General features: G+C 33.0%; 18 protein-coding genes. 10 read left to right on the forward strand and 8 right to left on the reverse strand.

Annotated elements, in window-relative coordinates:
• Positions 1-18: 18 nt before the first annotated feature.
• Positions 19-576, forward strand: a complete 558-nt coding sequence (ruvC, locus tag OF897_RS18070) for a crossover junction endodeoxyribonuclease RuvC (protein ID WP_267267073.1) — start codon at positions 19-21, stop codon at positions 574-576.
• Positions 577-583: 7 nt separating this feature from the next.
• Here the strand turns inward: ruvC and OF897_RS18075 are convergent, their stop codons facing one another.
• Positions 584-994 carry a hypothetical protein gene (locus tag OF897_RS18075; RefSeq protein ID WP_267267074.1) on the reverse strand — a complete coding sequence of 137 codons (411 nt, stop codon included), beginning with the start codon at positions 992-994 and terminating at the stop codon, positions 584-586.
• A gap of 165 nt (positions 995-1,159) precedes the next feature.
• Here OF897_RS18075 and OF897_RS18080 point away from each other — a divergent pair, with 165 nt between their 5' ends.
• Complete coding sequence (locus OF897_RS18080) at positions 1,160-2,230, forward strand: DUF4407 domain-containing protein (protein ID WP_267267075.1); 1,071 nt, start codon at positions 1,160-1,162, stop codon at positions 2,228-2,230.
• 268 nt (positions 2,231-2,498) lie between these two features.
• Here OF897_RS18080 and guaB read toward each other — a convergent pair whose 3' ends face one another.
• From guaB to OF897_RS18115, 7 genes are all read right to left on the reverse strand, one after another.
• Entirely contained in the window at positions 2,499-3,959 is a 1,461-nt protein-coding gene (gene guaB / locus OF897_RS18085) for an IMP dehydrogenase (RefSeq protein ID WP_267267076.1), read from the reverse strand.
• Between the two features lie 147 nt (positions 3,960-4,106).
• Positions 4,107-4,607 (reverse strand): DUF4252 domain-containing protein, encoded by a 501-nt coding sequence (locus OF897_RS18090; RefSeq protein ID WP_267267077.1) that lies wholly within the window; start codon positions 4,605-4,607, stop codon positions 4,107-4,109.
• Positions 4,608-4,619: 12 nt separating this feature from the next.
• Entirely contained in the window at positions 4,620-5,873 is a 1,254-nt protein-coding gene (locus OF897_RS18095) for a DUF4252 domain-containing protein (protein WP_267267078.1), read from the reverse strand.
• Positions 5,874-5,936: 63 nt separating this feature from the next.
• Positions 5,937-6,605 carry a hypothetical protein gene (locus tag OF897_RS18100; protein WP_267267079.1) on the reverse strand — a complete coding sequence of 223 codons (669 nt, stop codon included), beginning with the start codon at positions 6,603-6,605 and terminating at the stop codon, positions 5,937-5,939.
• Positions 6,580-7,089 carry an RNA polymerase sigma factor gene (locus tag OF897_RS18105; protein WP_267267080.1) on the reverse strand — a complete coding sequence of 170 codons (510 nt, stop codon included), beginning with the start codon at positions 7,087-7,089 and terminating at the stop codon, positions 6,580-6,582. Before OF897_RS18105 ends, OF897_RS18100 begins: the two co-directional genes overlap by 26 nt.
• Before the next feature lie 266 nt (positions 7,090-7,355).
• Complete coding sequence (locus OF897_RS18110) at positions 7,356-8,516, reverse strand: GlmU family protein (protein WP_267267081.1); 1,161 nt, start codon at positions 8,514-8,516, stop codon at positions 7,356-7,358.
• A gap of 200 nt (positions 8,517-8,716) precedes the next feature.
• Positions 8,717-8,968, reverse strand: a complete 252-nt coding sequence (locus OF897_RS18115) for a type B 50S ribosomal protein L31 (protein ID WP_056075185.1) — start codon at positions 8,966-8,968, stop codon at positions 8,717-8,719.
• Positions 8,969-9,235: 267 nt separating this feature from the next.
• On the opposite strand from OF897_RS18115, the gene OF897_RS18120 reads away from it, so the two are divergent.
• From OF897_RS18120 to OF897_RS18155, 8 genes are all read left to right on the forward strand, one after another.
• Positions 9,236-10,651: a hypothetical protein gene (locus OF897_RS18120; RefSeq protein WP_267267082.1), complete on the forward strand. Its 1,416-nt coding sequence runs from the start codon at positions 9,236-9,238 to the stop codon at positions 10,649-10,651.
• A gap of 94 nt (positions 10,652-10,745) precedes the next feature.
• Entirely contained in the window at positions 10,746-11,072 is a 327-nt protein-coding gene (locus OF897_RS18125) for a nucleotide pyrophosphohydrolase (protein ID WP_056017526.1), read from the forward strand.
• 67 nt (positions 11,073-11,139) lie between these two features.
• A complete protein-coding gene (gene aroA, locus OF897_RS18130) occupies positions 11,140-12,423 on the forward strand; it encodes a 3-phosphoshikimate 1-carboxyvinyltransferase (protein WP_267267083.1) in 1,284 nt (427 codons plus the stop codon).
• Entirely contained in the window at positions 12,424-12,918 is a 495-nt protein-coding gene (locus tag OF897_RS18135; protein ID WP_267267084.1) for a hypothetical protein, read from the forward strand.
• Between the two features lie 11 nt (positions 12,919-12,929).
• A complete protein-coding gene (locus tag OF897_RS18140; RefSeq protein ID WP_267267085.1) occupies positions 12,930-13,724 on the forward strand; it encodes an SDR family oxidoreductase in 795 nt (264 codons plus the stop codon).
• A 148-nt stretch (positions 13,725-13,872) separates the two neighbouring features.
• Positions 13,873-15,477, forward strand: a complete 1,605-nt coding sequence (locus tag OF897_RS18145) for a BamA/TamA family outer membrane protein (protein ID WP_267267086.1) — start codon at positions 13,873-13,875, stop codon at positions 15,475-15,477.
• Between the two features lie 193 nt (positions 15,478-15,670).
• Complete coding sequence (locus OF897_RS18150) at positions 15,671-18,826, forward strand: SusC/RagA family TonB-linked outer membrane protein (RefSeq protein ID WP_267267087.1); 3,156 nt, start codon at positions 15,671-15,673, stop codon at positions 18,824-18,826.
• A gap of 9 nt (positions 18,827-18,835) precedes the next feature.
• Positions 18,836-20,317 carry a SusD/RagB family nutrient-binding outer membrane lipoprotein gene (locus tag OF897_RS18155; RefSeq protein WP_267267088.1) on the forward strand — a complete coding sequence of 494 codons (1,482 nt, stop codon included), beginning with the start codon at positions 18,836-18,838 and terminating at the stop codon, positions 20,315-20,317.
• Positions 20,318-20,391 lie beyond the last annotated feature (74 nt).

Here is a 20,391-nt window from a genome sequence, read left to right on the forward strand (position 1 = left end):
AGCCGTATCTTTGCCAAGATGGTTTCAGCAGAGAAAATAATTTTAGGAATTGACCCCGGAACAGCCGTGATGGGATTTGGTTTAATATCAATAAAAAAAGAAAAAATGGAAATGATTTCCATTCATGAATTGATTTTGAAAAAATACCCAAATCATGAAACCAAACTTAAATATATTTTTGATAAAACTTTAGCCTTAATTGACGAATTTCACCCCGATGAAGTTGCTTTAGAAGCTCCTTTCTTTGGAAAAAACGTACAGTCGATGTTGAAATTGGGAAGAGCTCAAGGTGTTGCAATGGCAGCAAGTCTGCACAGAAACATTCCGATTACAGAATATTCTCCAAAAAAAATAAAAATGGCAATCACCGGAAACGGGAATGCCAGTAAAGAACAAGTTGCGGGAATGCTTAAAAATCTATTGAATCTAAAAGAATTCCCTACAAAATATCTTGATGCTTCCGACGGTTTGGCGGTTGCGGTTTGTCATCATTTTAATTCAGGAACGATTACAGATACAAAATCATATTCCGGTTGGGATAGTTTTTTGAAGCAAAATCCGGATCGCTTGAAATAAATCTTTGTTATTTCTCAATATATTCAGAAGGTGCAACCGAAAAATCTGTAGTTGGTTTTCCGTTTTTGTCGTAATAAACATAATTCAATGTAACTTCATTCTCTCTGAAATTCTTCATATCCGGTGAAGTTTTTATACTCTTCAAAGCCTCTTCTTTTGCAGCCGATTTATAATTACTGATTTCTTCGGGTTTCAATTCTTCTTTCACATCGTCAGTCAACGTGTAATTATATTGCAAAGTTCTATTTATTTTTGCGGAAACACTGTCTAACCTTACTCCTTCACCCAAAATCTGAGGGGTCATTTTATTCATTGTTGCAGCAGCTTCTTTTAATTCATCATCAATTGTTTTTTCTTTTGAACACGATGAAAGAATTAAAACTGTAGAAGCAAAAGTTAGCATTAATAAGTTTTTCATAATAATATTTTTTTGAATGTATTTAAAGATAAGCAATTTTAAATTACAGAAATTAAGCCATAGAATAGTGTGATTTTAAGTCAATTTAAAATTACTTGGTAAAACATATTACTATTTGTAACATTGGTATTCTTTTTAATACTAATTTTGTATAAATTTTCAATAATGAAAAACGCACAAGCAACTATAAATCAAACAAATCATAGAATAAACTGGTTTCAGAAATTCCTGTTACTCTGTTCAGGAGGAAATATTCATATCTTAAGAAAAACACCAAGTGAATGGAATAAATTTGCAGGAATCGGTGGAATTGTACTTTTCACAGCTGTTTTTGCAACATTATCTGCAGCTTATGCGATGTACACGATTTTTGATGATATTTGGGCATCCATCGGTTTCGGAATTCTTTGGGGTTTAATGATTTTTAATTTAGACCGATATATTGTTTCCTCAATAAAAAAAACAGGAACGTGGTGGAATCAGATACTAATGTCGATTCCGAGATTGATTTTGGCAACATTCTTAGGAATTATTATTTCTAAACCATTAGAACTGAAAATTTTTGAGAAGGAAGTCAACAAGCAATTAAATACAATTATTCAGCGAAATAAAACAGAACTTCAAAAACAGATGAACGGCAGAATTCTTCAGCAAAGCGGACCGTTTGATACAGAAAAAAAACAAATCTCCGATAAAATTGCTCAATACCAAAAGTCTTATGATTCTGCAGCGGTAGAACTGGAAAAAGAAATTTTGGGGAAACAGTCTACTTTGACAAGTGGAAAAGAAGGTTTCGGACCCAATGCAAAACGTAAACAAGAACTAAAAGAACAACGAAGAAAGGATTTGGAAAACTATCAAAAACAAGTTTCTACGAGATTAGAATATTTAGACAAAGAAATTTCAAAAGTCTACACCAATCTTGAAACCGAAAGAAAGTCGACAGAAACTTTTGAAGATAAATTCAACGGATTTGCGGCCAGATTACAGGCTTTGGATGAATTAGGGAAAAACTCGGCAATCATAGCAACTGCAGCAACTTTCATTATGGGACTTTTTATCTGTCTGGAAATTTCACCGGTTTTGGTAAAACTTATTTCTGCTGTAGGACCTTACGATTATCTTTTAGAAAAAACAGAAAATGATTTCAGATTGTATTCTAAAGAAAAAATAGAAAAAGGAAATGCTTTGACTGATTTTAGAATTGATAATTTCAAAGACAAATTAAAACCCTGAAAACCTTCATTTGTAGATAAATATCTATAGTGTTGTAGAAATACATCTACAAGATTGGTAGTTATTATATGACGAAACATTTCTAATTTTACATCGTAGAAAAAGAGAAACTTAACTTTATAATAACTATTACTTTTAAAAACACAAAAAAGATTACTGAGGGAAACTTTAGTAATTTGACGAAAAAATCTTCATATGTCATGTGATTTGGACATTAAAATGCCTCTGAAATTTCAGAGGCATTTATTTTATTTTAAATATTCTTTTTCTACAAAGAATAATTCGGAGCTTCCTGCGTGATGATTACGTCGTGTGGATGAGATTCTTTCAATCCGCTTCCTGTAATCATTACCATTTTAGTTTCAGTTTGTAAAGCTTCAATATCTTTCGCTCCACAATATCCCATTCCGGCTCTTAGACCACCTGTTAACTGGAAAATTACTTCTTCCAAAGACCCTTTACTTGGAACCCTTCCTTCAATTCCTTCCGGAACGAATTTCTTAGCCTCACTTTGGAAATATCTTTCTTTTCCGCCTCTCTTCATTGCAGAAAGACTTCCCATTCCCTGATACGTTTTGAATTTTCTTCCCTGGAAGATAATTTCTTCACCCGGAGCCTCATCAGTTCCAGCTAAAAGAGAGCCTAACATTACTGCTCCTGCTCCACTTGCGATAGCTTTTACGATGTCTCCTGAAAGTTTTATCCCTCCGTCTGCAATTACGGCTACATTTTTAGTCTGAGCATATTCGTAAACGTTATAAATAGCAGATAATTGAGGAACCCCAACTCCTGCTACAACTCTTGTTGTACAAATCGAGCCAGGTCCAACACCTACTTTTAAAACATTTGCTCCAGCTTCAATCAAATCTTTAGCAGCTTCAGCTGTTACAATATTTCCACCAACGATATCCAAATCAGGATATGTTTTTCTGATTTCTTTGATTTTATTTAAAACCCCAATAGAATGCCCGTGTGCAGAATCGATACCGATAATATCAACTCCGGCTTCAACCAAAGCAGCGATTCTGTCTAAAGTATCTTCACCTACACCAACTCCTGCACCAACAATAAGACGACCTTTCTGATCTTTATTTGAATTTGGATATTCAAGCTGATTATCGATATCTTTAATCGTAATTAAACCTACCAATTTATTGTTTTCATCTACAATAGGAAGCTTTTCAACTCTACTTTTAAGAAGAATTTCTTTTGCTTTTTCAAGGTTGGTATTTTTATCAGAAGTAATCAGATTATTTTTAGTCATGATTTCTTCAACCTTAAGGTCAAGATTTTCCTGATACTTAACATCTCTGTTGGTAATAATACCGATTAATGTATTCTCAGCATCAACCACAGGAAGACCAGAAATTTTATATTTCGCCATCGTCTCTTTAGCTTCTGCTAAAGTATGATCTTTTGAAAGCGTGACAGGATCAGAGATCATTCCGTTTTCAGAACGTTTCACTCTGTTTACTTGAGCAGCCTGTTCGGCAATAGTCATGTTTTTATGAATGAAACCCAAACCACCAACTCTTGCCAAAGCAATCGCCAAATCAGCTTCTGTTACTGTATCCATTGCAGCGGAAACTATCGGAACATTAAGCGTAATTTTATCGGTAAGTCTTGATTTTAATGAAACCTGATTAGGTAAAACTTCAGAATAAGCAGGGACTAGAAGCACGTCATCGAAAGTGATGGCTGTCTCTACAATTTTGTTATGAATAGACATCTTTACTTTCTTGCAAAATTAAGGCTTTTTAATGAGATACGAAAATTGCTTTTAATAGTTTAAATAAAACTTAACAATTCATTCTATAAATCGCAAAAAAGCCACTCATAGAGTGACTTTAACAAAATAAATATGTTGAATATGAAATTACTTATCCGTTGCTATACTAATCATTTTGGAAATATCGTCTGCCGAAAAACTGCCTCTAACATCTAAAAACACCATATCTTTTTTAGAATTTACAGTAATCAGCATATTTTTAATCATATCTCCTTTTTGTCTTACTCTGATGTTTACATTGTCACCGTCGTGTCTGATAGTTGCCCAATCTTCGTAGTTTTCATTCTTTAAATAATTGGCGTAATCTTTCAACATTTTCTCGCTTCCATTGGCAACGGTCATCATTTTAATTTTTGAAACTTTCTTTACCATTGCAATCGCAGCTTCACTTTCACCCTCTTCTCTTAAAGCTTTTTTGATATAAGGTTTCGCTAAAAACAACGGAACATTAAAACTTGCAAACTGGGCATTTTGATAATCATAGTCAGAATTTGAGAAGAATGCAATATTCGGTTTGCTGGACACAATACAAGATTGCAGTAAAAATAAAGTACAACAAACGAGAAAAATGTTTTTGAAGATTTTCATGGCTTTTGATTTTTAGTTGATTTGATTTAAACTTCCCGCAGAAGATTTGCTGATGTTTGCTTCAATTTTAGGATTCCCTCTATATCTCACCGATCCTGCCGAAGAAGCTTTCACCGTTAACTTATCTTTTGCATTTACAGAAGCGCTACTTCCAGACGTAGATTCTACAATTGCAGTATTTGATCTTAACTGATCTGCTTTACAAGATGCACCACTACTCGCATCGATGGATACATAATCAGTATTTCCTTCTAAAGTAACACTCGATCCGCTTGAGCTTTTCACCATAACTTTATCTGAACTGATTGAAGCTTTCACATTAGAACCAGAGCTGGCTTCAAAATTTGATGTTCCAGAGATTTGAAACTTTGCAACAATCGCAGATCCGGAAGACGCATCAACATTCATCTCTCTTTCTCTGATTTCATTCACTGCGGTAAAATTCGAACCTGAAGAAGTTTTAATTCTATCCATTTTTGGAGAGGAAACATTTACACTTAAGTTTTTGAATCTTAAATTTTTTGTTCCTTTATTATCAATTGAAATTCTTAAAATTCCATTTTCCACTTTCGTGATTACATTCTGAAGTTTATCGGCATCAGCAAAAACTTTTACGCTTGTATTATTTTCCTGTGTAAAAACTATCTTTACGCCTGAACTAACTTCTAATCCTGAAAATTGTCCTACATTTCTATTTTCACCATTCAAATAAGAAGATGTATTGTCTGAAGTGAAACTGTTTGTGATTGTAGTTCTTGTAGTATTCGTTTTAGCTTCGCTGGAATTAATAATTTTATTGACATCATCCATAGAAAGTTTCCCGTCAAGCATGACCAAGATATTTTCTCCACCACCGCTATCAATACTTAAAAGCATATTTTCGAGTGTGCCGTCATTTTTCGCTTCCGATGATAGAAATTTAATTTTACTTCCTGCATTTTTCACAGACATGATTTCACTGTAATTCAGTTTACTTAAATATGATGAAATTTCTTTATTTACATTCGCTAATTCTCCTCTCGTATTTTCTGTTATCAATACTTTAAGTCCGTCTATTTTGGAAAGCAAGGGTTTAATTTGATCTAATTCTGAATCGCCAATATTAAGATTACTGAGCATTCCGAACATAGGTTTTGCAATTTTAATGGAAGTCACTCCTTCCACTTCCTGATATTTATCAAAAAGTTGGTCTAATTTATTTTTCTGCCCGTAAACATTGAAAAAATGTGAAAGAACAAGTGTGCATATAATGAGTATCTTTTTCATGAGTTAAATTTAATTTTAGTTGATTACAAGCCTGATCAGTTGCATAATCTTATTGTTAATAATCTATTGTTCTACATTATCCATGACTTTGGCGTTCAACGCCTGATTAACATTGGTTGCCATTACCTGAAATGAATATTTTGTTATATTGATCGCTTCTTCCATGTTTTCGATACGTTTTCCGTTAACGATAACATAAGAATCTTTATATCCTGTGGAATCTTTTAAAATATTATTTTTAAAAACTGCGTTTTGTACATATCTCGGCTTCGATTCTTTCTTAATTCTGCTTTTTTTAGAAAGAATTTCATCTAAAACATCTTTTTCCGCAATAGAATTTTCTATAAAAATGGAATCCCTTTTCGCTCCTGTAGCAGAATCTACAGTATGAACAGCAACCTGAACATCATGATTATGATTTTCATTAATAAAATCAGATTTCTGTTTCTGAATTTCATTTTCAACCAATTTTGCCTGATCTACAATTTCACTGTTTTGATTATAATTAAATATAAAACCAAGACTTAAAAGTATCACAACACTTGCAGCCATCCAAGACCACTTCGGAAACGAAGGCTTTTTACCTTGAATTGGGATAATCGGAACTTCAGAAACCTCATCATCATTTCCTTCTGCTTTTTTTAGGAAATCTTCAAAATTCCAGTTCATTTTTTCTTCCTTTAAACTTTGGAAGACTTCTTTATATTTATCTTGAAATTTGTCGTTGCTCATAGCTCATCAATTGTGAGATTTGTTCTTTTACTTTTTGTCTTGCTCGCATCAGATTCACTCTTACTGCGTTTTCTTCCATTTCCAACATTTCAGAAATTTCAGACACATCATACTCTTCTACATCTTTCAAATGGATAACCATTTTTTGTTTTTCCGGAAGCTGATTAATAAAACCAATGATTTGTTCCTTCAAATTATTCACCTCCATACTGTAGAGTTCCGAACGGTGAAGTTGTAAATCCGCAAAACCTAATTTTACATCGTGATGCTTCAATCGGTTCAAACATTCATTTCTTACGGATTTTAAAGCATAGGATTTTAAATTTCCAAACTGCTCCAGCTCTTCTTTTTTCTGCCAAAATTTAATCATCAAATCCTGTACTACATCTTCGGCTTCATCGCTGCTCATAACAAACCTTTTCGCAAAACGGAACATCTCATCTCTGAGAATAAATACCGTATTCTTGAAAGTTTCGTGAGTCATAAGTTTTGTTTCTATTAATAAGACAACATGAAATCGAAATATATTACATTAAAAATAAAAAAACTTCAAAAAAGTTTTTGAAGTTTCATTTTTATGTCGAAAAATCTATCAATTTTAAAACATTAAGTGGTATTAAGAATTTTAGAATTATTAAGTTGAACTTCGCTTTAAGAAGCATGCTTCATGAATATCTTCAGATGTTTACCTTAAAAAAACTTAACAACTTAATTTAATCTTAATGGTTCAAATATTTTATCAGTAAATTTTTAATAATTTTCAAAAACATGTTTAAAGATTGCCTTGTCACTATCAGTTAAAGGTAATTTTCTTCTTCCCATTACTTTTTCAGCAACTTCGTAAGCTTTATCTAATTTAAAACGTTCATCATCTTTAAATCCGCCCCACGAAAAATTTTCAATTAAATTTGGAGGAAATCCTTCTTTGAAAATATTTGAAGCAACTCCAATTACAGTTCCTGTATTTAACTGAGTATTAATTGCTGTTTTAGAGTGATCTCCCATAATTAAACCTGCAAATTGCAATCCTGTATCCTGAAAATCTTTTGTTCTGTAATTCCAAAGTTTCACATTTCCGTAATTGTTTTTTAAGTTGGACGAATTTGTATCCGCACCGAGATTGCACCATTCTCCAATCACAGAATTCCCGACAAAACCGTCGTGACCTTTATTAGAATAGCCAAAAATAATGATGTTACTTACTTCGCCACCCACTTTAGAATGTGGACCAACTGTAGTTGCACCATAAATTTTTGCTCCTAAATTAAATTTAGAACTTTCACAAAGCGCAATCGGACCTCGAAGATTACAACCTTCCATTACTTCGGCATTTTTTCCGATGTAGATTTTTCCGGTTTTGGTATTAATCGTTGAAAACTCAACTTCCGCGCCTTCTTCGATGAACAAATCTTCTTTATTTCCTAAAAATCCATTAGTGGAAGATAATTCCTGTGAAGCTTTTCCTTTCGTCAATAGTTCAAAATCAAAATCTATCGCTTCTTTATTATAAGTAAATAAATCGGTCGGTTTTTTATAGAAAACAAGCTCTTCTTTAATATCAGTCATTTTTTCAATCTGATTTAAAGAAAAACCTTCCATATTAATTTTTGCGGCAACCAATTCATCTTCATAAACCAAAGCTTCACCTTGTTTTAAATCTTTAATTTGTTGGATAACCGCTTCTGTTGGTAAAAAATTCGGAACTAAAAAAAGACTTTCCTTTTTTTCCGGATCTCTGAATTTCTGTTGAAGATACATTTCTGTAAACCACGAAATTTCAGTTGAGTCTAAAATTTTCTGCCATCTTTCAGAAAAGGTAAGAATTCCGCAACGCATTTCTGCAATCGGGCGTGTAAAAGTAAGCGGAAGAAAATCTTCCCAATATTGTGCATCGGAGAATACGAGTTGCATTTTTTCAGAGGTTAGAGGTTAGAGATTAGAGATTTAAAAGCTTATATCTTCAAGATTTTAATTTTTAATTTCTAATCAAAGCAAAAATACAAATAGTAAAGCTAATTTCTAAACTCTAACTTCTAATTTCTATCATTTTAATTCACAAAAAAAAGTCTTCCGAAAAATCGAAAGACTTTAAATATTGTAAAATCAAAAAATTACTTAGCGAATTTTTTGTATTTGTTCATGAACTTATCTACTCTACCTGCAGTATCAACTAATTTAGTTTTTCCTGTGTAGAAAGGGTGAGAAGTAGAAGAGATTTCCATTTTAATCAATGGGTACTCAGTTCCTTCATACTCGATAGTGTCTTTTGTGTCTGCAGTAGACTTACATAAAAATACCTCGTCGTTACTCATATCTTTGAAAACAACAAGTCTATAATTTTCTGGGTGAATTCCGTTTTTCATAATAAATTTTTAAAAAATTAAAGTTTGCTTTCGAAATAGTAATGGTATTTCTTCTGCTAAATTTTAGGTTGCAAAAATACAATAATTTTTAAAATATACAAATACTACATCAACATTTTTTAAAAGATAAGATTTTCAAAGTATTTTCGTTAAATTTGAAACTTATATAAATTTTAATTTCTATGAAATTGCTAAAACTCCTTTTTGATAACAAAAATCTAAGAAGTAAGCGATAACATATGACCTTTAAAACAAAAATTTCTACATATGAAATTCAAATCATTACTATTTTTATCTTTTTGGATGCTATTTTTGGCAATTTCGTGTGACAAAGACGACATTACTTTTGACGCACCTTCTCAGGAACTGAGATTTTCAAGAGATACTGTGTTTTGTGACACCGTTTATCATCAGGTACGATCTGAAACTTATGTTGTAAAAGTATTTAATAATGAAGATAAAGATGTAATGATTCCGAGAATCAATCTTGAAAAGGGAGCGGCTTCTTTATACAAAATAAATGTAGACGGAAAGCCAGGTCATGATTTTCAGAATGTCCCTTTAAGAAAAAAAGACAGTTTATATATTTTTGTAGAAATTGCTCCTCAAGCTTCAGGGCCGGAAGCAATTGCTGAAGATAGAGTTTTGTTCACAACCGGAGCAGGACAACAACACGTTACATTATTCTCTGTTGTTCAGGATGCAGAATTTTTCATCAAAACGCCAACAAACCCAAATTTAATCAGTTCAAATACAACTTGGTCTAAAAATAAAGCGAAAATTATTTACGGCGATTTGACAGTTGAACCGGGAATTAATCTTAATATCCAACCAGGAACGAAAGTTTATTTCCATAAAAACAGCGGAATGAAGGTTGCGACAGGTGCCACATTAAATATCAATGGAACAAAAGATGACCAGGTAATTTTCCGCGGAGATAGAAATGACACATATTACGATACGATTCCGAGAAACTGGAATTCCATCAGAATGGCGGCAAATTCTAATTTATTAATGAATCATACAAGACTTTTCGGAGGAACAAGAGGTTTAGATATGAAACAAGCCAATGCTACGATTAAAAATTCTTTCATTCATACTTTTCAGGAATACGGAATTTACGCAGTTGGGTCTACGGTAAATGCAGAAAATTTAGTAATGAACAATTGCGGAGAATCTGCTATCGGAATTTTCAGAGGTGGAAATCATTCTTATATTCATTCAACAATTGCGAATTATTCTGAAACGATGCATAGTCTTAACCGAATGGGAATTTTTGCAACCAATGAATGGACTAATGATAATGGGCAAAAAGAATATGGTGCACTTCAGAATTTAAATATTCTCAACAGTATTGTTTATTCAGACAGAGATAATTCTATTAATTTAGAACACGTTGGTTTAAATCAATTTAATTATTTGATTAAAAACTCTTCCATAAAATACACCAATCTTTCCGGTGCAGGATTTTTATTTGAAAACAATCCTACAAATAGTGTGATTCAAAGTATTAAAAATGTAGATCCGAAATTCGTTAATTATTTTGCCGCTAAACTGAATTTACGTGTAAAAGCAGATTCTCCGGCAAGAGGTAAAGGTGATCTTACCATTGCCAATTCGGTTCCTACAGATATTGTGAATGCTTCAAGAACAACCAACCCAACTTTAGGAGCTTATCAGTAATATGAATGATGAATGATGAATGATGAATGATGAATGATGAATGATGAATGAAATTAACTTAATTCTATAAACTTTTAACTTGTCTCTTAAAAAAATGGAAATTACAAATCTGCAACAGCAAGTTGATGAATGGATAAAAACAATTGGTGTACGCTACTTCAATGAACTCACCAATATGGCAATGTTGACGGAAGAAGTGGGCGAAGTTGCAAGAATTATCGCAAGAAGATACGGTGAACAAAGCGAAAAAGAAAGTGATAAAAACAAAGATTTAGGTGAAGAATTAGCAGATGTACTGTTTGTAACTTTATGTTTAGCCAATCAAACCGGAGTCAATTTACAGGAAGCTTTTGATAAGAAAATGAAAGTGAAAACTGATCGTGATAAAGATCGTCATCAGAATAATGAAAAATTAAAATAGATGTTAGAATTTAGATATTAGCTTTTTAATATTTTGTCTGACATATAAAATGTGAAAAGAAGAAATAATGAAGAAGTTAGAAAAATCAAAATTAAAAGGAAACCAAACCATACAAATCAGCGGTTCGAAAAGTATTTCGAATCGTTTGTTGATTTTGGAAAGTTTGTTTCAAAACATAAAAATCGGGAATTTATCCAATTCTCAGGACACACAATTACTAAAAAAAGCACTTTCAGAAACCTCGGCAGAGGTTCGTGAAGACCTTGAAAAAAAACAAAAATATTCTGAACAAAACACCGAAATTGTTGACATTCATCATGCGGGAACGGCAATGCGTTTTTTGACGTCTTATTATTCCATTCAGGATGGAAAAACGACGATTTTGACGGGTTCAGGAAGAATGAAGGAAAGACCAATCAAAAATTTGGTTACCGCTTTACAAAATTTGGGAGTTGAAATCGACTATTTAGAAAATGAAGGTTTTCCGCCTTTGAAAATTACGGGAAGAAAAATTACTCAGACGAAAGTTGACGTTCCCGCAAATATTTCAAGCCAGTTTATCACTTCTCTCCTATTAATTGCCGGAAAACTGGAAAATGGTTTAGAAATCAATCTTGTTGGCGAAGTGACTTCAAGGTCTTACATTGAGATGACTTTGGATATTTTAACCAAATTCGGAATTAAAAACAATTTCGTAGGTAATACAATAAAAGTTTTCAACTTTGATAGGAATAGTCAATCGTCAATTGTCAATTATGAAGTAGAAAGTGACTGGAGTTCTGCATCGTATTTCTATTCATTCGCCGCATTGGGAAGAGAAACAATTCTTCTGAAAAGTTTTTACAAAGAATCAACACAGGGAGATTCTGCGATTACAAAAATTTATGAAGATTTTTTCGGAATTAAAACAATTTTCACGGAGGAAGAACATCAATTAACGCTACAACCGATTGAAAGTTTTCAGTTTCCGGAGAAGATTGTTTTGGATATGAATAATTGTCCGGACATTGCTCAAACACTTTGCGTAACAGCTTCAGCTTTGAAAATTCCTTTTGAAATTTCAGGTTTGGGAACTTTGAGAGTAAAAGAAACAGACAGATTGCTGGCTTTATATAATGAGTTGCAAAAATTAGGAACAGAGACGGAAATTACAAATTCTACGATAAAATCAGTTAGTTTTAATGAAACTCAGGAAAACATTTCCATTAAAACATATCAAGATCACAGAATGGCGATGAGTTTTGCGCCGTTTTCTTTGATTAAAGATATAAATATTGAAGATGAAAATGTGGTAGAAAAATCGTATCCGATGTTTTGGGAAGATTTGAAGATCATTTTAAATCAAAATTAAATGAAAAAGCTCTTTATCATACTATATCTCTTAGTTCCATTGACATTTTGGGCTCAATATCTTTTACCTAATGAAGAAATTATTTATTCATTTGAAACCAAAAACGGAAAGAAAATGTCTTTGGTGAAAGATAAAAACAATAAATACATTCAGTATCGTTTTGGAACTAAAAATAAAGTTGAAATGGAATTTCCTGCCGAAAGAACGAAAGAAAGTTGGAAAAAATTTCATTATAATTCTTATTGGCGAGGTGGAGGAATACAAAATGCTGGAATGGAAATAGACAATCTTTCATTTAATAATAATGGTTATGATTATTTATTATTCAGAACCTATCATGCAGAAGGCGAAGTTTACACCGCTGGAATTATTATTAAAGATAAAAAAGGAAAAGTAACACGTATTAAAGGTAATTATAAAACTGTAGAAGGTTGTATTTGTAATCTACAAGATACAGGAATGATTGAAAGAGAAGATATTGGCTTAACATTTTAAATTAGAAAAAATTGAATAAAACTATAATCATCACAGGAACTTCTTCAGGAATTGGTTTCGTGTTAGCAGAATATTTCGGAAAGAAAGGTCACAACGTTTACGGTTTGAGCCGAAAGTTTACCGAAAGTCAATATTTCAAATCAATCCCGACTGATATTACAGATAATAACGCCGTTCAGAATGCCATAGCAGAAGTTTTAAAAACAGAAACCAAAATCGATGTTCTCATCAACAATGCCGGAATGGGAATGGTGGGTTCTGTGGAAGATTCTTCAAAAGAAGATATTTTAAAATTATTTAATCTAAATCTTGTCGGAGCCGTACAAATGATGAGCGCAGTAATGCCGAAAATGCGTGAAAATAAATTCGGACAAATCATCAATGTTTCCAGTATTGGAAGTGAAATGGGATTACCATTCCGCGGATTTTATTCAGCTTCAAAAGCTGCTTTAGATAAAGTGACAGAAGCAATGAGATACGAAGTTTACCCTTGGAATGTAAATGTTTGCTCGCTTCATTTGGGAGATATCAAAACCAATATTGCAGAAAACAGAGTTAAAACAAAAGTTTCTGAACCTTATAAAAATGTGTTTGATAAAGTGTATGCTTTGATGAATTCTCACGTTGGCGATGGAACCGAACCTTTGGAAGTTGCTGAATATATTGACCAACTTTTAACTAAAAATAGGTGGAAAGCTCATTATTATTTTGGTAAATTCGGGCAGAAAATCGGGGTTCCTTTGAAATGGATTCTTCCACAAGGAACTTATGAGAATTTAATGAAGAAATATAATAAACTGGCTTAGATTCAGTTAAACTTATTATGTTTATTTTAATAAAATCCGATTAAATAAAACAGGCTTTTGTCATTCCGTAGGAATCTCAACAAAGAATTTAAAATAGATAGTTTAGATTCCTACGGAATGACAAACAAAGATTAAACTTCTTTATTAATTGAAATTATTTTTAAACATATTTTTTATACTATTTTGCGTTTTTGTACAAGCGCAAAAGAAACATTATTTCCTAATTGATACAGAAACAAAAGTCAAGAAAAAGGTAAAAGATTCACTTTCAGCGGTAAAGTTTCTTGATTCTTTGGCGCAAAGCAATTATTTTTTCACCGACCTGAAAGAGGTAAAAGTAAAAGGCGATTCCACAGAAATTTTCTACGATAAAGGAAAAAACTTCAACGAAACTTACGTCAATCTTTCAGATTCTATTGTTGATCGGTTTAAACTTGAAAAAGAATTTTTCACAAAAAATTTAGATTCAGTGAAGAAAAAAATCAACAAAAGATATATTGATGACGGTTTTGCATTCAGCAGAATAAAATCTCAGTTTAAAGGTCAGAAAAACGGTTTCCCGATTGTAGAACTCGACATTAATAAAAATAATAAACGAACGATTGACGGTTTTGTAGCGAAAGGTTACACAAGAATCCCGAAAAGATTTATTAAAAATTTAGAGAAAGAATTTAAAGGAAAAACATACGATGACAAAAATCTGATTGCCATCAATAAAAATTTCCAAAGTCACCCTTTCATCACTTTAGAACGGCAACCACAAACGCTTTTCACAAAAGATTCCACACAAATTTATCTCTTCATGGAAAAGAAAAAGACCAATACTTTTGACGGTGTTATAGGTTTTGGAAATGATAAAACTGATAAATTTACGCTAAACGGAACCTTAAATGTAAACTTTAAAAATATGTTCAACGGTTTTGAAGCCGTGAATTTATACTGGCAAAGAAACCCCGATAAAGGTCAGACTTTTGATTTGCAAACCGATATCCCATATTTATTTAACTCAAATGTGGGTTTAAATATGAAAGTAAATATCTTCAGACAAGATTCAACTTTCGCTAATGTGAAAGCTTTACCTGCGTTTTATTATCATCTTAACAGCCGACAGAAAATTGGTCTGAGAGGAACTTTTGAGAACTCAACAATTATCGACAGTCTTTATATTCAAGGGAAAGATTACAACAAAAAAGGGATTGGTATTTACTTCGACATGACTGAACCAACCGACATTGATCTTTTTCTTTACAAGTCTAAAATAAATGTTGGATATGATTTTCTGGCAACAAATTATACGGGCGAAAACATAAAAGCCAATCAGAATCAGTTTTACTTTTTTGGTGAATACAACTATCATATCAACGGAAATCATTTCCTCAACATCAAAGCTGAAGGTGCGATGATGGATTCTAAAATCGATTTCTCTGCCAACGAATTATACCGTTTTGGAGGCTGGAATTCACTCCGGGGTTTCAATGAAAATTCACTCGCCGCCGATTTCTACTATTACGGAGGTTTAGAATATCGTTATCTCATCGGAAATCAGGCATTTTTTGATGTTTTCGGGCAGTATGGACAGCTCAATAATAAGTCGCTCAACGTAAAACCGAAACTTTATAGTGTCGGTCTGGGTTTCAATTTCTTTATTCCGATTGGTTTGATGAGCTTCCAATTGTCGAATGGTAACGAATTTGGAAATCCGTTCAAGTTTAACGATATAAAAATTCACTGGGGAATTCTGAGTAGATTTTAAGCAAAAAACTCAGCGTTTATCGATGCTTATATATATTATAAAAAAACAAAATTTCTTTTACATACCACAATTTTCACGTTTATTATTATATTAATTTTTATCATTGTCTCATATTGAAATTATGTTTTTATCTTAACGACATGTTAAAATTCCTGTAATAGTGTCATTCTAAATTTGCACTCAAATTTAGAAAATGAAAAAAACTTTAGCCACGTTTACCGTATTATTACTGCCGCTCTATCTCAGCGCACAGGAAACCAACATTACAGGTAGCGTAAAATCAGAAGATGGAACAGTAGTTTCCGGAGTAAATATTACCGATAAAAATACAGGCAAAACTGTAACTTCTGATGACAACGGAAATTTTACCATTTCTGCCAATCCGAAAGATATTTTAGAATTTTATTCTTCAGATTATTCTTTGTACACAGTTGAAGTTTCTTCGAGAAAAAATTATTCTGTAATTCTTAAAAAAGTAAATGAAAAGCAGATTGAAGGTGTTGTAATTACTGCTTTAGGAATTGAAAAAAAGAAAGAAAAACTGGGATATTCTACTCAAGAAGTAGGAACCAAACAGTTTGAAACCATCACAACTCCAAGTATCGGAAACCTTTTCTCTGGTCAGGTTGCTGGTTTAAATGTTTCCAATCCGACAGGAATGCAGCAAGCTCCCGCATTTTCTTTAAGGGGAAATACCAATTTGGTTTACGTTATCGATGGAGTAATTGTTGACAAAGAGGTTTTTCAAAATTTAGATCCAAATAATATTGGAAATATCAATGTTTTGAAAGGAGCAACAGCATCTGCACTCTACGGTTCGAGAGGAAGATACGGAGCTGTTTTAATTACAACTAAAACTGCTAAAAAGCAAGGATTCTCAGTCGAGTTTTCTCAAAATACAATGGTTACAGCAGGATTTACCAATCTTCCTGAAACTCAAACAGAGTATGGAAATGGTTCTCACGGAAAGTACGAATTCTGGGATGGAGCCGATGGTGGTGTGAATGACGGAGATATGATTTGGGGGCCAAAATTTACTCCAGGTTTAAAAATAGCTCAATGGAACAGTCCAATTCGTGATAAACAGACCGGACAAGTAATTGAATGGTATGGAACTGTTGCAGGAAGTGCTTATGACGATAAATCAAGATACGAAAGAGTTCCAATTGACTGGAAATTTCATGATAACTTAAAAACTTTCATGAAACCTGCGGTGATTAATAATAATAATTTTTCTATCAGCTATAAACATAATCAGGATTCTTACCGACTTTCGGGGAACTTTATGAACTATGATGACAGAATTCCTGAAGCTTCTCTTCAACGATACGGAATCAACTTTGCATCAGAAAATCATTTTGGGAAGAAATTTATTTTTGATACTAAATTTAATTTCAACCAAACCTTTACGCCAAACATTCCAAATTATGACTACAACCCAAGTGGACATATGTATACTATTTTGATTTGGATGGGAGGCGATGTTGACGGAAATGCTTTGAAAAATCATCTTTGGGTTCCGGGACAGGAAGGAAAAACACAAGCCAATTGGAACTACGCTTGGTACAACAACCCTTGGTTTGGAACGGAGAAATATAAAAACCAAAACCGCACAAATATCATTAATGCTCAAACCGGATTAGAATATAAAGCAACAGATGATTTATCGATAAAAGGAAGAGTTTCGATTGTTGAAAATCACAACAAGCAGGAAATTTTAAGTCCATACTCTTATTTCAATTACAGCGCGCCAAGAAGTGGAGGTTATATTTTAAATGACACCAAAACATGGAATTTAAACTCAGACGTTCTTGCGACTTACAAAAAGAAAATTTCAGACAATTTTGATTTTTCCATCAATGCGGGAGCTTCAACATTTTATTATAAAAACGACGTAGATAATGCTTCAACAGACGGTTTGAAAACACCCGAACTTTATTCTTTAGACAATTCAATCGGTGCTGTAAAATATTATGATTATTTAAAAGAAAAACTGATTTATTCTACCTACGGAACTTTAGATATCGGTTTATACAATGCATTTTTCATCAACGTTTCCGGTCGTAATGACTGGTCTTCAACTTTACCGAAAGCCAACAGATCATATTTCTATCCTTCGGCTTCATTAAGTACCATTGTTTCTAATTTGGTTACCATGCCTGAAGCAATTAATTTATTAAAAGTTTCGGCTTCATGGGCAAAAGTTGCTTACGATTTTCAGCCTTATGCGATTAGAAATTATTATTTAAATAATAGCGGAGTTGCATTCAACGGAAATTCTACTTTCTATTATCCAAGAACACTGAACTATGAAAATTCTTTAAAACCTGAGCAGACAAAATCTTACGAAATCGGTTTAAGTGCAGGTTTGTTGAAAAACAGAATTACTTTAGATGCAACGTATTTCAGAACTTTAGAATATGATAACATACTTCAGTTTCCGAGCACGCCGTCTTCAGGATTTACCTCTCAAAACGTTAACGGAAATGAATATACTACGAAAGGTTTTGAAATTTCATTAGGTTTAGTTCCTGTTAAAACGACCAATTTCACTTGGAGATCTTTAATCAACTGGAGTACTTACGAAAAAACATTAACGGAAATTTACGCTGGAATGCCAAACTACAACAACATTAAGTTGGGCGAAAGAATGGACAGCTACTATGATTTGACGTGGCAAAAATCTCCGGATGGAAAAGTAATTTTAAATCCTACTACCGGAATGCCGACAAGAGCAACAACTCCATCAAACTTAGGACATTTTAATCCAGACTGGACTTTCGGTTTTAACAATACATTCAAATACAAAAAATTAAGTTTAAATATCGGAATCGACGGAAGCATCGGTGGTGTAATGAGATCTCAGGTTGTAGAAAAAATGTGGTGGGGTGGAAAACATCCAAACTCAACAGCTTACAGAGATATTGAATATGCAAATCCGGGAACTTATTATTTCGTACCAGATGGTGTAAATTATAATTCGGCAACCAATACGTATACTCCGCATACTACACCAATAAGTTTTCAGGATTGGGCGCAAAATTATCCTTATCAGGCGAGAGTTACAGAAGATGAAAGTGAATTGTTTGCGAATGTTTTCGACAGAACTTTTATTAAGCTGAGATCGGTAGTTTTAGAATATGACTTCACCCATTTATTGAACCCTAATAGTTTTGTGAAAAGTTTCAGTGCAAATATTTCAGGATATAATTTAGCAATGTGGAAAAAATCTAAAAACCTTTACTCAGATCCCGATTTCCAGATTGGAAGCCAGACAAATGGCTCCGGGAATGACATTCAAGATCCTTCAAGCAGATGGTTCGGAGTAGGTTTTAATCTTAAATTTTAATCAAAACAAATGAAAAACAATATTTTAAAAATAGCAATTTTAGCCATTGGATTATTTTCTCTTTCATCTTGCGAAACCAATCTGGATAAAATTAACGAAAACCCAAATGATCAAGCTAATATTGATCCTAAATATCTTCTTACTTACATTTCAAAATCGGCTTTCGGAGTGAATGGCGACAATATGTATGCTTCGAGAATGCTGATCGGAACTGATGGAGAAAACGTTTATCAATACATGAAATGGAATGACGCATCATTCAACACCTACAGCGAAGATCTTTTGAATACCGTAAAAATGATGCAGGAAGGTGAAAGAATCAACAATAAAAATTATCAGGCGATTGGTAAATTTTACCGCGCCTATCATTTTTATAATTTAAGTTTAAAATTTGGCAGTATTCCCTATTCTGAAGCAATAAAAGGAGAATTTGGGATCACTCAGCCAAAATATGACAGTCAGGAAGCGGTAATGTCCGGAATTTTAACTGAATTAAAAGAAGCCAACGATTTAATAAATACTTCTGATGCGATTGCAGGAGATATTATTTATAACGGAGACGCTTCAAAATGGAAAAAATTAATCAATTCTTTCAGGCTGAAAATTTTGATTTCACTTTCTAAAAAAACAACCGTTGGAAGTTACAATGTTGCCAACGAGTTTGCTTCAATTGTAGGAAGCCAGACTTTGATGACTTCAATTGCAGATAATGGAGAATTGAAATTTGCAGACGTTGCAGACAGCCGATATACTACTTTCAACAGCAGTGGTTATGGTTCAGCTTTGTACATGGCAAATTTTTTCATCAACTTATTTAAAGACAGACAAGATCCGAGATTGTTTACTTTTGCTGAGCAGACTACGTCAGCAAAAGAAGCAGCTTTGCCAATTACCAACTTTACAGGTTACAACGGCGGAAATCCGACTTCGCCATATTCTGACAATGCTGCTTTGGTCGCAGCGAAGAATATTTCTAAAGTAAATGAGCGTTTTTATAAAGATCCCACCAATGAGCCTTCTTCCATTCTAAGTTACCCTGAGCTTGAATTTATTTTGGCAGAAGCTACAGCGAGAGGCTGGATTTCGGGATCTGCAAAAACACACTACGATAATGCAATTAAATCAAGTTTTCAATTTTATCAGACGTATGTAAAAAATCCGAATCTTTATTTTGCAGGATTTAGTGTTGACAATTATTTAGCAAGTTCTTTGGTGGTTTATAATAATTCAGCAACGCTTCCAACACAGCTTGAAAAAATTATTACTCAAAAATACATGACAATGTTTCATCAAGCACAATGGACTTCTTATCAGGATTATTTAAGAACAGGCTATCCAAATTTACCATTGCAAACCGGAGTTACGACTCCTTCAAGATTCAGATATCCGCAAGTGGAATACAATTATAATAACGCTAATCTTCAAACTGCTTTATCAGCACAATACGGAGGTCAGGATAATATTAATTCTAAACCTTGGTGGTTACAATAAAAAGCTAACAATTTTGTAATATTTAATTTAAGAAACCGTAAGATTATCATCATAACTTGCGGTTTCTTTCTTAC

It is taken from the genome of Chryseobacterium formosum (assembly GCF_026460885.1).
Classification (GTDB): Bacteria; Bacteroidota; Bacteroidia; order Flavobacteriales; family Weeksellaceae; genus Chryseobacterium; species Chryseobacterium formosus.